This is a genomic window from Variovorax sp. CF079, assembly GCF_900101545.1.
Lineage (GTDB): Bacteria > Pseudomonadota > Gammaproteobacteria > Burkholderiales > Burkholderiaceae_C > Variovorax.
In genome coordinates, this window is sequence record NZ_FMZU01000006.1 from 155,659 (window position 1) to 169,472 (window position 13,814).

The window sequence follows — 13,814 nt, forward strand, 5'->3', positions numbered from 1 at the left end:
AGGGCGTCTCGTCGTAGCATCGCGGGGGCCGAAGAAAATTGGGGCAGTTGGACTAACTATCGAACCGTTCTAGTTTTTCAGGCCTAGGCCTTTGCGAAGAAGATGAGCCTCATCAACTTCACCAGGAAACCACCATGTCCACGCAAAACATCTCCACGGCCGCCATCCATGTCGTCGGTCAGTACAACGAGGCCGGCAAGACGCTGGTCAGCGCCTACCGCACCGGCGCGCATCGGCTGCTGAACGGCGCCGCTTCGCGCTACAGCGCCTTCCTCGGCAAACGCCAACTGCCGCTCCTGAACGACGACATCAAGGCCCGCCTGATCGGCGCGCAAGACAAGATCAACGGCTTCCTGGCCAACCGCCTCGACATCGACACCGGCCGCGTGGTCTCGGTGATGGACCGTGTCGCCGCCGGTACCACGAGCGGCATCGAGTCGGTCGCCAAGGTCGCGGCGCGCGTCGAGTCGCCGCTCGGCAGCTCGGTGCTGAACACGCTGGGCAGCGTCCACATGCCGATCGCCAACGTTTCGGTGCAGATCGCCGACAAGATCGCCGCCGGTGCCAAGCAGATCGAAAGCCGCGTGGCCGGCGACACGAGCGCCGCCCAGGTTGTCAAGACCGTGAAGGCCAAGGCCAAGCCGGTGGTGCGCCGCGCCGTGCGCAGCACCACGCGCAAGGCCTGATGGCTGTGGCGGCCGGCCGCCTTTCTTTCAACGTCCTCCGGAGCAACGATGGCGACTCGCCGCGATGAAACTGTCAGCGTGAAGAAGAAGGCGGCGGCCACCAAGAAAGCGGCGCCGGCCAAGAAGTCGGCGCCGCGCAAGGCGGCTCCAGCCAAGAAAACGACAGCCGCCGCGCCTGCAAAGAAGGCCGGCGCGCAAGGCCTGCTGCGCGCAGGCCTGAAGGCCTTGGGCAACGTGCGCAACGACGTCGTCAAGCGCCAGACCAACGTCATCGAAAGCCTGCTCGGCATCGGGCAACCCAAGCCCGATGCCCCGGCGCGCGGCTTTCCGGGGCTCGACAGCTTCGGTATCCGCAAGTTCGAAGACGTGTTCGACCAGCGCGTCGCCACGGCGATGCAGCGACTGGGCATGCCCAGCGCACAGGAAATCCAGGAACTGCGCGAGCAGATGCGCCTCTTGCTCGAGCATCTCGAGCGCATCGAATCCGGCCGGCGCAAGCGCTGAGGCACAACGCTTCGAGCCCTTCAGCCCGTGGCCAGCTCCAACACGACGCGCGAACGCATCCTGCAGACCAGCCTGGCGCTGTTCAACGCGCAAGGGCTCGCGGCAGTGTCGACGCACAGGATCGCGGCCGAGCTCGAGATCAGCCCCGGCAACCTCCACTACCACTTCAAGGCCAAGCAGCTGATCGTCGATCGGCTGTTCCGGCGCTTCGAGGACCGGCTCGAACTGCTCAACGCCTCGTCGGATACCGTGCGCGCGATCGACGACCTCTGGCTCGCGCTGCACCTGCGCTTCGAGGCCATCGACGCCTACCGCTTCGTCTACCGCGACATGGCCTACCTCTCCGGCGAGTACCCCGAACTCGGGCAGCGGGCGCAGGGGCTGACGGCGCAGAACCTGCTGGCGGCGCAATCCTTGTGCGAAACGCTGGTGGCCGCCGGTGTCATCGATGCGACAGCCGAGGAGGCGCAGATGCTCGCGCTGCAGATGGTGTTCACCACCACCTGCTGGCTTTCCTTCGAGCGGCTGGTGCCGGGCCGCGACGCCCTGCAGCAGGCCGATCCGGGGCTGGCGGCCTTCTACACGCTGACGTTGGTTTCCCCCTACGTTTCCCGCGAATCGAGGGCTTACCTTGATTACCTCCGGGGCAAATACCTCCGATAAATGAGCTTGCCGTCCGACTGGTATTCGGCCTGCGCGACCGCACATTCACTCAGAACGACAAAGGAGAACTTCATGATGGCAGCCACCCACAACCCCATCCCGCCGCCCTCGCGCCTGCTGCTTCTTGCAGAGGCGCGCGCGCTCTGGGAGGCCGGCGCTGCCGTCGCCCTCTGGCCGCTGCTGCAACTGACGCCGCGCGGCGACGGTCATCCGGTGCTGGTGCTGCCCGGCCTGGTGGCGAGCGACATGTCCACCAAGCTGCTGCGGCACTACCTGCGAAGCCGCGGCTACGACGCCCACGGCTGGGGCCTGGGGCGCAACCTCGGCCCGCGCGAGGGCATCGAGGACGGCATGATCGAGAAGCTCGAATCGCTGCACACCGAAACCGGCCGCAAGGTCAGCCTGATCGGCTGGAGCCTGGGCGGTGTCTACGCGCGCCTGCTCGCGTCGACCCGGCCGGATCTCGTGCGCAGCGTGGTCACGCTGGGCAGCCCCTTCACGGGCAGCGCACGCGCAACGAACGCATGGCGCGTCTACGAAGGCGTGAGTGGCCAGAGCTCGGAAGACCCGCGGCGCATGAAGCAGGTGCGGCCGACGCCCAAGGTGCCCACCACCTCGATCTTCAGCCGCAGCGACGGCGTGGTCGCGTGGCAATGCAGCGTGGAAGAGACCGGGCCGAGCTCGGAGAACATCGAAGTGGTGGCCAGCCACCTGGGGCTGGGTGCGCATCCGGCGGTGCTCTATGCGCTGGCGGATCGGCTGGCGCAGCCGGAAGGGGCGTGGAAGCCTTTCAATCGAGGCGCGCTCGGGCCGCTGGTGTTTCCTGATCCGGCGCGGCCGGAATAGTCCTGCTGATCTGGAGGTGGCCATGATCTTCGATCACATCGGCTTCAATGTGAGCGATTTGCAGGCCAGCAAGGCCTTCTATGTCCGGGCGCTGGCGCCGCTCGGCATCGGTGTCGCGATGGACGGTGAAGGCTGGGTCATGCTCGGCCGCCCCGGCAGACCCCAGTTCTGGATCGGCTCGTTCGGCAGCAGCCCGGGTCCCATTCACATCGCGTTCGCGGCCGAGAACCGCGAGCAGGTCCGTCGGTTCTACGACGCAGCGCTCGCCGCAGGGGGCAAGGACAACGGCCCGCCGGGGCTGCGCGAGCACTATCACGCCAACTACTACGGCGCCTTCGTCATCGGTCCCGACGGGCACAACGTCGAGGCCGTGTGCCACGCGCCGGAGGCTTGAGCTTTTACACAGCATGGCGACGACCCGGACGACGCCGAAGAACATCGACGCGTATATCGCGGCCTTTTCGCCCGAGGTGCAGGCGATCCTCGAAGAGATCCGAACGACGATCAGGAAGGCCGCACCCGACGCCGAGGAGACGATCAGCTACCAGATCCCCGCTTTGACGCTGGGCGGTGTTCTGGTGTACTTCGCGGCCTTCAAGAAGCACATCGGCTTCTATCCGCCGGTGCGGGGCGACGCGCGGCTGGAGAAGGCCGTGTCCGCCTACGCGGGGGAGAAGGGCAACCTGCGATTCCCGCTCGACCAGCCGATGCCGTACGGGCTGATCGAGCGGATCGTGAAACTCAGGGTCAAGCAGAACCTGGCCAAGGCAAGCGCGAAGGCGGGGAAGCGGCGAAGCTGATCATCGCGACTTCAGTTCCCCGCCCACACATCCAGCACATAGCGCTTCTCGGCAATCATCCTGTCCAGCCAGGCGTTGCCGTCCTGCCCATGCTCGCGCGCGATGTCCGACAACGCGCGCCGCACGTCGGGCTCCATGCGCGAGCCGTCGCCGCAGACGTAGACGATCGCGCCCTGTTCCAGCAGCCGCCAGACCTCGGCCGACTGCTCGCGGATGCGGTCCTGCACATAGACCTTGCGGTCGCCCGCGCGCGAGAACGCGGTGTGGAGCTGCACCACGCCGCGCTCGGCCCAGCTCTTGAGCTCGTCGGCATAGATGAAGTCCTGATCGGGATGCCGGCAGCCGAAGAAGAGCATGGCCCTGCCCGGCGTCGCGCCCTTGGCGATCTGCGCCTCGCGTTCCTGCAGGAAGCCGCGAAAGGGCGCGAGGCCGGTGCCCGGCCCGACCATGATCATCGGACGCTGCGGGTCGTCGGGCAGGCGGAAGCCCTCGGCCGTGGTTTCGCGCACCACGCCATGCACCATTTCGCCGGCCTCGGTGCGCGAGAGATAGTTGGAGCACACGCCTTCGAACTGGCCGAGACCGGAGCGCGCAGGGCCCGCCACCACGCCCACCGTGACACTGCAGCGCACGCTGTCGACCGAGGGCGATGAGGAGATCGAGTAGTAGCGCAGCGAGAGCGGCGACAGCATTTCCAGAAACACGGCGAACGGCACTTGGCAGGCCGGAAACTCTTCCAGCAGGTCGAGCACCGACTTGCGCTTTTGCAGCACCTCGCTCTTGTAGAGCGCCGCGGAGGCCTCGTCGGCGCCCGACAGCGCCGCCAGCTTCGGCTTCGTGAAGGGGCATTCGGTGTGCGCCGCGAGTTGGGCGATCTGCTTGCGCGTGACTACGTCCTGGAGCTCGACGTAGTCGCCCAGCAGGCGGTCGACCGCGATCACCTGGTCCACCGGCAGCGCGGCCTTTCGCCCCGGTTGCGCCTGCAGGCGCACATGCGCCTTGCGGTCGAAGCCGAAGCGCGCCATCGCGCGCTCCACCTGCGCCGGGCCGTTGCGCGGCACCACGCTCAGGTGGTCGCCGGGCCGGTAGCTCACGCCCTCGGGCAGCTGCAGTTCGACGTGCCGCGTCGAGCGTCCTTCGACATCGCTGCTGCCGGCGCTTTGCAACTCACGGTTTTCGATCACGCGCATGCCCACGGCGCCCAGCGCATCGACCAGCGCGTTTTTTTGCGGCGGCGGCAGTTCCTCCAGCGTGTAGAGCGGCTCGCTCTGCGCCGGCGTGTAGTCGCCCTGCTTGAGGTCGAAGGCCGCGACGAGCTGCGGCCACAGCGCATCGCTCCAGTCCTGGAAAGCGCCGTCCATGTCCTCGCGCGCATCGCCTTCGCCGCGTGCGTGGACGCGCGTCGCGCCGAGCGCGGCGAGCCGCTCGTCGATGCGCCGCGGCACGGCCTGGTAGGTCGAGGCCCAGTCGGTGTTGCCGCAGCCGAACACGCTGAAGCGCACGCCGTTGAGCGAGTCGTCGGCCTTGTCGAGCCAGCGATGGAACTCGGCCGCGTTGTCGGGCGCCACGCCGTTGTAGGAGGCGCAGACGACGGCGACGGCGCCGTTCGCGGGCAGCCGCTCCGCATAGTCGTCGAGCGAGGCGAGCTGGGTCGAGAAGCCGCGCATCTCGCCGGCCTCGGCCAGCTGGCGCGCCAAGTCCTCGGCGGTGCCGAGGTTGGAGCCCTGAAGGACCAGCAGCGATGTGCCGTGGCGCGCGGCCTGCGGCTTCGCGGCGGCAGGGCGCTCGACCGCGGCCTGCACCGACTGCGAGGAGGCCTCGCCGCGCGGCCGTGTGGCCGGATCGCGCAGCAGCGCCTTGATCTTGAAGCCCTCCGGCTTGATCGTGAGCGCCTCCTTGATCTTGAGCTTGTAGCCCGTGTGATCGACCAGCGTGAAGCGCTGCAGGATCATGCCCAGCGTGAGCACCGCCTCCTGCAGCGCGAACTGCCGCCCGATGCAGGCGCGCTGCCCGTTGCCGAAGGGCTTGAAGGCATTGACGGGCCGCTCGCGCTCGGCTTCGCGACTGAAGTGGTCGGGGTTGAACCGTTCCGCATCCTCGCCCCACACCGTCTTGTCGCGATGCAGCGCGAGCGCATGCATGATGACCATGTTGCGCTTCTTGATCGTGTACTGGCCGCCGATGGTCGTGTCTTCCTTCGCCGCCATCGCGATCGCCGGCGCGGTCGGGAACATGCGCAGCGATTCCTTGAGCACCTGCAGCACGTAGACCAGGCGGTTCACCTGCGCGTAGCTGGGCTTCACCGAGAGGTCGGACCCGAACACGTTGTCGACCTCGGCCTGGGCCTTGGCCATCGCCTCGGGGTTGTTCAGCAGGAAGTAGATCGCGAAGGACAGCAGGCCGCTGGTGGTCTCATGGCCGGCGATCAGGAACTCGATGCATTCGTCGCGGATCTGCCGGTCGTCCAGCCGCTCACCGGTCTTCTTGTCGACCCCGGCGATCATGTAGCTCAGCAGGTCGGGTTTGGTCGCGATATCGGCGCCGCTCGTTCGACGCTCCTGGATGATGTCTTCCACCATCTTGTGCATGAAGCGGATGTCCTTGCGCTGCTGCGCCAGCTCCTTCTTGAGCATCAGCTCCTCGAGCGGGATGCCGCGCCGGTTCTGCACCGTCTCGAGCGTGCGCACCATCGCGTCGACGAAAGGGTGGAAGCCCTCGCGGTAGAAGGAATTGAAGCGGTAGCCGAAGCCGCACAGGCCGATGGTGTCGAGCGTGAGCGCGGTCATGTCGCGCACCACGTCCACCTCTTCGTCGAAGTTGAGCCGCTCCCACTTGGTGACGAGCTGCTCGGCGATGTCCAACATCATCGGGTGGTAGGCCTGCATCGCGCGCTGGCTGAAGTTGGCCAAGAGGATGTTGTGCGGCTTCGACCAGGTCGCCTCGTGCGTGTCGGAGGTGAAGAGGCCGTGCGAGAGCGCGCGCAGCCGGCGCAGCGTGCCCTTGGTGCTCTTGTCGAAGCGCTTCTCGTCGCACAGCTCGTCGACCAGCGCGGCCGAGGACACCACGATCACCGGCATGCCCGGCATGTCGAGCCAGTAGATGGCGCCGAGCTCCTGCGCGATCTTCCACATGTCGAGCACCGGCGAGTCGGAGCCGATCGACAGGATGTTGCCGACGAAGGGTTTCTTCGCCGGATGCGGGATCGGGTAGAGCGCGTTCTTGCCTGCCATGGTGTTCTGATGCCTCCGGTCAGCCCGTTGCGGGCGACATCGCAGTATCTCGATGCCGCTGCGCGCGGCAGGCAGGGCTATCCCTTAGCGCGAGGGCATCAGGAGGCAGGTCGGACCATCTTGCATTCCGTGCCTTGCGCCAGCTCGTTGCCGGTGTAGACCGCGTCGGTGCGAAAACCATAGTTCGTGCCTTCCCAGCCCACCTTGACCGTCTTGCCGTCCACCGGTGCGATGGTGTTGACGACCTGGGGCAGCAGCAACTGGTGGTCCTCGGCGCGCATGCGCACGGGGCCGACCACCGAGTCGAAGCTCAGGTCTTCGAGGGCGCGCGCGACCTTCACGGTATCGGTGCTGCCGGCCTTGTTGATCGCGGCCGCCAGCAGGCGCGGCGTGAACTCGATGCGCGGCGCGAGGAAGTCCTTGCCTGTCTTGGCCCTGTAGGCCTTGGCGAGCGCATCGGCCTTGGGCGTGTCGGCCTCCCCCGGATGCCATTCGGCCACCCAGGTCAGCTGGCCCAGCTTGGCCTGCGACACCGCGAGCACGGTGCCCGGCACGGAGCCGGCGCTGTGATTGAAGTAGCGCAGGTTGTAGCCGGCGTCGCCCGCGGCCTTGAGCAAGAGCGTCATGTCCTGGCCCCAGTTTCCGCTGATCACCGTGTCGGCGCCGGCCTGCCGCACGTTCGCGAGGTAGGGCGAGAAGTCCTTCACGCGCCCGATGGGATGCAGCGCCTCGCCGACGAACTGGACGTCGGGCCGCGCCAGGCCCACCAGCTGGCGGCCGTAGCTGGCCCATTGCTTGCCGTGCGCATAGTCCTGGTTGAGCAGGTAGACCTTCTTGATGTCCGGCGTCTTCTTGATGTAGTTGGCCAGCGCCTTCATCTTCATCGCGGTGTTGGCCTCGGTCTGGAAGTGCCAGAAGCTGCAGCCCTTGCCGGTCATCTCGGGGTCGATCGAGGAGTGGTTGAGCACCAGCAGTTCCTTGCCCGGGTTGCGCTGATTCCAGCGGTTCACCGACTGCACCAGCGCCGTCACCACCGAGGAGCCCGAGCCGCCGGTGACGATGGCCTGCGCGCCCTGGTCGATGGCGGCCTGTAGCGCGCTCTGGCTCTCCTGCGCGGAGAGCTTGCTGTCGAACTGCAGCAACTGCAGCTTCGTACCGCCGAGCACGCCGCCCTTGGCATTGAGGTCTTCGACCGCGTACTGGATGTGCGTGAGCATCAGCTCGCCGACGTTCGCGAAGGGGCCCGAGAGCGGGTCGATGTAGGCGATCTTGTAGGTCTGCTGGGCCGATGCGAGGCCCGATGCGGCCAGCATTGCCAGCGCGAGGGGCGCGAGGCGAAGGGAAATCATGCGTTGTCTCCTTGGGGTCGTCGGTGAGGATCAGGTCGTCGTGCGCAGGCCCAGCACGCGCCATGCAAGCTTCGACAACTGGGCGATCACCTCGTCGGGGGAAAGACGGCCGTCGGGCCGGTACCAGCTGTAGAGAAAGCCCGGCAGGCTGAGCGCGGCGAATGCCGTGATCCGGGTGTCCTGGAAGTCCAGGTCGCCGTCGCTGCGGGCTTCCTCGAGCAGCGGAAAGAGCCGGTCGTAGAAGTGGTGCGCGAGCTTTTTCTGCGCGGCGATGTACTCGGGGCGGTAGACCTGCGGCTCGCGATAAGGGAAGAAGGCGCAGGGATGGTGCGTGACGGTGGCGCGGATCAGCCGCTCGATCCCTTCCTTGACCTTCTCGACCGCAGGGCGCTCGTCGGCGTCGGCGAAGTCCAGCGAGATGAAGCAGTCGACGGCGGGGCGCCACGAGAGCGTCTCGAAGATCTCCTGCTTGTCGCGGAAGTAGTAGTAGACGAAGGGCTTGGTCACGCCGAGCGCGCGCACGATCTGCGCCATCGTGGTGTTCGCGTAGCCCTGCCGCGCGAAGAGGTCGGTCGCGGCCTGAAGGATCCGCTCGCGCTGCGCGTCGGTCGATTGCGTCGCGGCGCGCTGGCGGCCGGTGCCCTGCGGCAGGTGGGGTTTGTGCGGTGTCGCCGAAGTTATACCCATGAGTAGGATTGTTGGAGCACCATGCGGCGATGGCAAGCGGCCAGCCCTATCGATAACCCTGTGAGACTGACGCCATGGAGACAACCGCGCTTCCCGACCGCCCGCAGCAGCCCCTGCACGAGTACCTGCGCAACCATGCGCGCGAGCGTGGGAATCACGCAGCCTGCATCTGGTACGGGCGCACGATGAGCTACGCCGAGCTCGATGCCGCGAGCGATGCCTTCGCGGCGCGGTTGCAGGCCATCGGCGTGAAGAAGGGCGATCCGGTGGTGCTCTTCCTCAACAACTGCCCGCAGTACCTGGCGGCGCACTTCGGCATCCAGAAGATCGGCGCCATCGTGTGTCCGAGCGGGCCGCTCAACAAGGAGCATGAGCTGGCCTACCAGGTCAATGACCTGAAGGCGCGCGTGATCGTCGCGGCTTCGTCGCTCTTGCCGGTGGTCGACAAGGTGAAGCCGGCGAGTGCGCTGGAACATGTGTTCGTGGTGCACTACGCCGATCTGCTGCCGGATGACCCGACGCTCGACCTCCCGGGTGACCTCGCTGCGACGCAGCGCGAGCCGCGCAACGTGCCGGCGGGCTGCGAAGATTTCCTCGCCGTGATGCAAAGCGGCGCGCGCCCGTCGCCGGTCGCGCTGTCGATGGACGACATTGCGCTCATGACCTACACCTCCGGCACCACCGGCCTGCCCAAGGGCGCGATGCTGAGCTACGGCAATGCGCTCTTCAAGACGCGCGCCGCCGCCGACTGCAACGGCGTTGCCGCGAGCGACGTGCTGCTGTCGATCGCGCCGCTCTATCACATCGCCGGCATGCTGATGGGGGTCGACGTGCCGGTGCTCACCGGCGCCACCTCGGTGCTGCTGCACCGCTTCGAGCCGCGCGCTGTGCTGCAGGCCATCGAACGCTACAAGGTCAACTGGTGGTACAGCATCGCGCCGATGAACGTGGCCTGCATGCAGGTGGAAGGCATCACGCGCTTCGATCTGGCTAGCCTGCGCATGAACCCGGTCACGAGCTTCGGCATCACCTTCACCGAGCCGCTGGCTGCGCAATGGCGCGGCTTCGCGAAGAATTGCACCTCCTTCGAAGCCGCCTACGGCCTCTCCGAAACCCACACCTGCGACACCTACACGCCGCACCACGCGCCGCGCTGGGGCACGCAGGGCGTCGCGGTGCCAGGCGTCACGATCCGCATCGTCGATGCCGACACCGGCGAAGACAAGGCGGTGGGCGAGGTCGGCGAGATCGTGCTCACGAGCCCGGGCACCTTCAAGGGCTACTGGAACAAGCCCGAGGCCACGGCCGCAACCTTGCGCAAGGGTTGGGTGCACACCGGCGACATGGGCAAGCTCGATGCCGACGGCTATCTCACGTTCATCGGCCGCTTCAAGGAGATGATCAAGGTCTCGGGCTACAGCGTGTTTCCGGAAGAGGTCGAGACCATTCTCATCAAGCATCCGGCGGTGGCGCAGGCCGCGGTCGTCGCGCAACCCGATGCGGAGAAGGGCGAGGTGGTCAAGGCCTTCGTCGTGAAGAAGCCGGGCTTGGAGCTCGACGCCGATGCGCTGATCGCCTGGTCGCGCGAGAACATGGCCAGCTACAAGGCGCCGCGTGCCGTGCGCTTCATCGATGCCTTGCCCACCACGGGTGCCGGCAAGGTGCTGCGCCGGCTGCTGAAAGACCAGCCCTGATGTTCCGAAGAATTCTGATTGCCAATCGCGGCGAGATCGCGGTGCGCCTGGTGCGCGCGCTGCGCGACCTGGGTATCGAAAGCGTTGCCGTCCATGCGAAAGACGATGCGAATGCGCTGCATGTTCAACTGGCGGACACGGCCATCGCGCTCGGCGCCACGGGCCCCTCGGCCTATCTGGACATTGCGGCGCTGATCGCAATCGCGCGCGAGCAGGGCTGCGATGCGGTCCATCCCGGCTACGGCTTCCTCAGCGAGCGCTCGGACTTCGCGCAGGCTTGCGCGGAGGCCGGGCTGCGCTTCATCGGCCCAACGCCAGAGCAGCTTGCCCTCTTCGGCGACAAGGCGCGTGCGCGTGCTTTGGCGGAGCAGTGCGATGTGCCTGTGATGCCGGGCAGCGCCGGCGCGGTGACGCTGGCCGAAGCGCAGGCCTTCTTTGCCGCGCAGCAGGCAGAGGGTGCCGGCGTCATGGTGAAGGCCATCGGCGGTGGTGGCGGTCGCGGCATGCGGGCCGTGCTGAACGCGGCGGATCTGCCGGGAGCGCATGCACGCTGCGTGTCCGAAGCGAAGGCGGCCTTCGGCGTCGAGGGCGTTTATGTCGAGCGGCTGATGCGCAATGCGCGCCACATCGAGGTGCAGGTATTGGGCGACGGCAGCGCGGTCGCCAGCCTGGGCGAACGCGAGTGCACCTTGCAGCGGCGCTTCCAGAAGCTGGTCGAGATCGCGCCGAGCCCTTCGCTCTCGTCCGCGCTGCGCGAGCGCATCACGCAGGCGGCGCTGCGCATGGCGCAGGCCGTGGACTACGAGGGGCTGGGCACCTTCGAATTCCTGGTCGACGAGCAGTCGAAGAATCTTCCTTTCGTCTTCATCGAAGCCAATCCGAGGTTGCAGGTCGAGCACACGGTGACCGAGGCCGTCACCGGGCTCGACCTGGTTCAGTTGCAGATCGCGGTCGCGTCCGGGCAGCCGTTGGCCGCGCTCGGCATCGATGCGAATCGAAGCGCGGCGCAGCGCGGCTTCGCGGTGCAATGGCGCATCAATGCCGAAACGCTCGACGTAGAGAGCAACGCCAGGCCGTCCGGCGGGATCCTGTCGCGCTTCGACCTGCCGGCCGGTCCCGGCGTGCGTGTCGACACGCACGGCTACGCGGGCCTCGCGCCTTCGCCCCACTACGACACGCTGCTCGCCAAGCTGATCGTGCATTCGTCCTCGCCGAGCTTCGCCGACGCGCTGCGGCGCTCGCTGCGCGCGCTCGGAGAATGCGCCATCGAGGGCATGACGACCAACCTGGCGCTGCTGCGCGCGATCGGAGCGCGGCCCGAGTTCGCGACGCAGAAGGTGCACACGCGCTTCGTCGAAGAGCATCTGGCGGATCTGCTCGCCGCGGCCGTGCACATCGATGCGGCGAAGTCGGCAGGGCCCGTTTCTGGCACGAACGACGTGGCCGTGCCGCAGGAGGACGAGGAAAACGACCTCGTGATCAAGGCCCCGATGCCCGCGCGGCTGGTGCAGTTCGAGGTCGAGGTCGGCGACGTCCTGCCGGCCGGCGCACAGCTCGGCGTGCTCGAGGCGATGAAGATGGAGCATCTGCTGCACGCGCCCGCGGCCGGCCGCGTGCTTGCGCTGCTGGCCGTGCCCGGCGACTACCTGGTCGAGGGCCAGTCGCTGGTGCGGCTCGAAGCGGTGGATGCGCAGGCCGTGGAGGCCGAGGCGCGCGCCGAGCACGATCTCGATGCCATCCGGCCCGACCTGCAGAAGGTGATCGACCGCCATGCGCCCACGCTCGACGCCAACCGCGCCGCCGCGGTCGCGAAGCGCCACGCGCAGGGTGGCCGCACCGCGCGCGCCAACATCGCGGACCTGTGCGAGCTGGCCGAGGACCCCGGCAATTTCACCGAATACGGCGCGCTCGCCATCGCCGCACAGACGCGCCGCCGCACGCTCGAAGACCTGGTCGCCAACACGCCGGCCGACGGCATGGTGACCGGCATCGGCAGCATCAACGCGAAGCAGTTCGGCCCCGAGAGGTCGCGCTGCGTGGTCATGGCCTACGACTACACGGTGCTGGCCGGCACGCAGGGCATGCGCAACCACCACAAGACCGACCGCATGCTGGGCATTGCGCACCAGCTGAAGCTGCCGGTGGTGCTGTTCGCCGAAGGCGGCGGCGGGCGGCCGGGCGATACCGACATGCCCATCGTCGCCGGCCTCAACAACCACACGTTCAGCCAGTTCGCGGCGCTGTCGGGCAAGGTGCCGGTGGTGGGCATCGTGCACGGCCGCTGCTTCGCGGGCAACGCGGCGCTGGTCGGCTGCGCCGACGTGATCATCGCCACCGAGGCCAGCAACATCGGCATGAGCGGACCCGCGATGATCGAAGGCGGTGGCCTCGGCACCTTCGCGCCCGAACAGATCGGGCCCAGCAGCGTGCAGTCGCGCAACGGCGTGATCGACATCCTGGTGAAGGACGAAGCGCATGCGGTCGCCGCGGCGAAGCAATACATCTCCTACTTCCAGGGTCCGACGAGCGACTGGCAGTGCGCCGATCCGCGTGCGCTGCGCCATGCGGTGCCCGAGAATCGGTTGCGCGTGTACGACGTGCGCGCCGCGATGCGCGGCGTGGCCGACAGCGGCTCGCTGCTGGAGCTGCGCGCCGGTTTCGGCGCCGGCATCGTGACGGTGCTGGCGCGCATCGAGGGCAAGCCCGTGGGCCTGCTCGCGAACAACCCGCACCATCTCGGCGGCGCGATCGACGTCGAAGCGGCCGACAAGGCCGCGCGCTTCATGCAGCTGTGCAACGCGCATGGCTTGCCGCTGGTCGCGCTGTGCGACACGCCGGGCTTCATGGTCGGGCCCGAGATCGAAGCCGAGGCGCAAGTGCGCCACGTGTGCCGGATGTTCATGGTGGCCTCGCACCTGCGCGTGCCCTATTTCGCCGTGGTGCTGCGCAAGGGCTATGGATTGGGCGCGCAGGCGATGACGGCCGGGGGCTTCGATGCGCCGGTCTTCACCGTGGCCTGGCCCACGGGCGAATTCGGCGCCATGGGGCTCGAGGGCGCGGTGCGGCTTGGTTTCCGCAAGGAACTCGAGGCCGCGGCCGAGGGCGTGGAACGCGATGCCTTGTTCAAGAAGCTGGTGGCCCAGCAGTATGCGAACGGCGAAGCGATCCACATGGCGCAGACGCTGGAGATCGATGCGGTGATCGACCCCGCCGACACGCGCGCCTGGCTGGCGCGCGGGCTGGCATCGTGCGCTGCTGCACAGCACTCGGTCGCGCCCTACGTCGATACCTGGTGAGGCGCGCAAGGCCCTGAGTTACACGGGGGCCGCGAAGGCTCCGTAAACTGGGGTGCTTT

General features: G+C 67.5%; 11 protein-coding genes. 8 read left to right on the plus strand and 3 right to left on the minus strand.

The window, feature by feature from the left end:
- Positions 1-134 precede the first annotated feature (134 nt).
- The 6 genes from BLS74_RS09930 (at position 135) to BLS74_RS09955 (ending at position 3,499) form a co-directional block, all read left to right on the plus strand.
- On the plus strand, positions 135-686 hold the full coding sequence (locus BLS74_RS09930; RefSeq protein WP_093105125.1) for a hypothetical protein: 552 nt from the start codon (positions 135-137) through the stop codon (positions 684-686).
- Between the two features lie 48 nt (positions 687-734).
- The gene (locus BLS74_RS09935) at positions 735-1,190 is read left to right on the plus strand and encodes a phasin family protein (RefSeq protein WP_093105128.1); all 456 of its coding nucleotides are present in this window, start codon (positions 735-737) and stop codon (positions 1,188-1,190) included.
- A 27-nt stretch (positions 1,191-1,217) separates the two neighbouring features.
- A complete protein-coding gene (locus BLS74_RS09940; protein ID WP_093105131.1) occupies positions 1,218-1,853 on the plus strand; it encodes a TetR/AcrR family transcriptional regulator in 636 nt (211 codons plus the stop codon).
- A 72-nt stretch (positions 1,854-1,925) separates the two neighbouring features.
- Positions 1,926-2,699 (plus strand): esterase/lipase family protein, encoded by a 774-nt coding sequence (locus BLS74_RS09945; RefSeq protein ID WP_093105134.1) that lies wholly within the window; start codon positions 1,926-1,928, stop codon positions 2,697-2,699.
- Between the two features lie 25 nt (positions 2,700-2,724).
- Positions 2,725-3,093 carry a VOC family protein gene (locus tag BLS74_RS09950; protein WP_093105462.1) on the plus strand — a complete coding sequence of 123 codons (369 nt, stop codon included), beginning with the start codon at positions 2,725-2,727 and terminating at the stop codon, positions 3,091-3,093.
- Positions 3,094-3,106: 13 nt separating this feature from the next.
- Positions 3,107-3,499, plus strand: coding sequence for an iron chaperone (locus BLS74_RS09955; protein ID WP_093105136.1), 393 nt, complete (start codon positions 3,107-3,109; stop codon positions 3,497-3,499).
- 11 nt (positions 3,500-3,510) lie between these two features.
- Here the strand turns inward: BLS74_RS09955 and BLS74_RS09960 are convergent, their stop codons facing one another.
- The 3 genes from BLS74_RS09960 to BLS74_RS09970 all read right to left on the minus strand — a co-directional run bounded on the left by BLS74_RS09960 (position 3,511) and on the right by BLS74_RS09970 (position 8,765).
- The gene (locus BLS74_RS09960) at positions 3,511-6,729 is read right to left on the minus strand and encodes a bifunctional cytochrome P450/NADPH--P450 reductase (RefSeq protein ID WP_093105139.1); all 3,219 of its coding nucleotides are present in this window, start codon (positions 6,727-6,729) and stop codon (positions 3,511-3,513) included.
- A gap of 98 nt (positions 6,730-6,827) precedes the next feature.
- On the minus strand, positions 6,828-8,078 hold the full coding sequence (locus BLS74_RS09965) for a branched-chain amino acid ABC transporter substrate-binding protein (protein WP_093105141.1): 1,251 nt from the start codon (positions 8,076-8,078) through the stop codon (positions 6,828-6,830).
- Positions 8,079-8,108: 30 nt separating this feature from the next.
- The gene (locus BLS74_RS09970) at positions 8,109-8,765 is read right to left on the minus strand and encodes a TetR/AcrR family transcriptional regulator (RefSeq protein ID WP_093105144.1); all 657 of its coding nucleotides are present in this window, start codon (positions 8,763-8,765) and stop codon (positions 8,109-8,111) included.
- A 74-nt stretch (positions 8,766-8,839) separates the two neighbouring features.
- On the opposite strand from BLS74_RS09970, the gene BLS74_RS09975 reads away from it, so the two are divergent.
- Positions 8,840-10,459, plus strand: coding sequence for an AMP-binding protein (locus BLS74_RS09975; protein WP_093105146.1), 1,620 nt, complete (start codon positions 8,840-8,842; stop codon positions 10,457-10,459).
- Positions 10,459-13,755 (plus strand): carboxyl transferase domain-containing protein, encoded by a 3,297-nt coding sequence (locus BLS74_RS09980; RefSeq protein ID WP_093105149.1) that lies wholly within the window; start codon positions 10,459-10,461, stop codon positions 13,753-13,755. The genes BLS74_RS09975 and BLS74_RS09980 overlap by 1 nt, the downstream gene beginning before the upstream one ends.
- Positions 13,756-13,814: the final 59 nt, after the last annotated feature.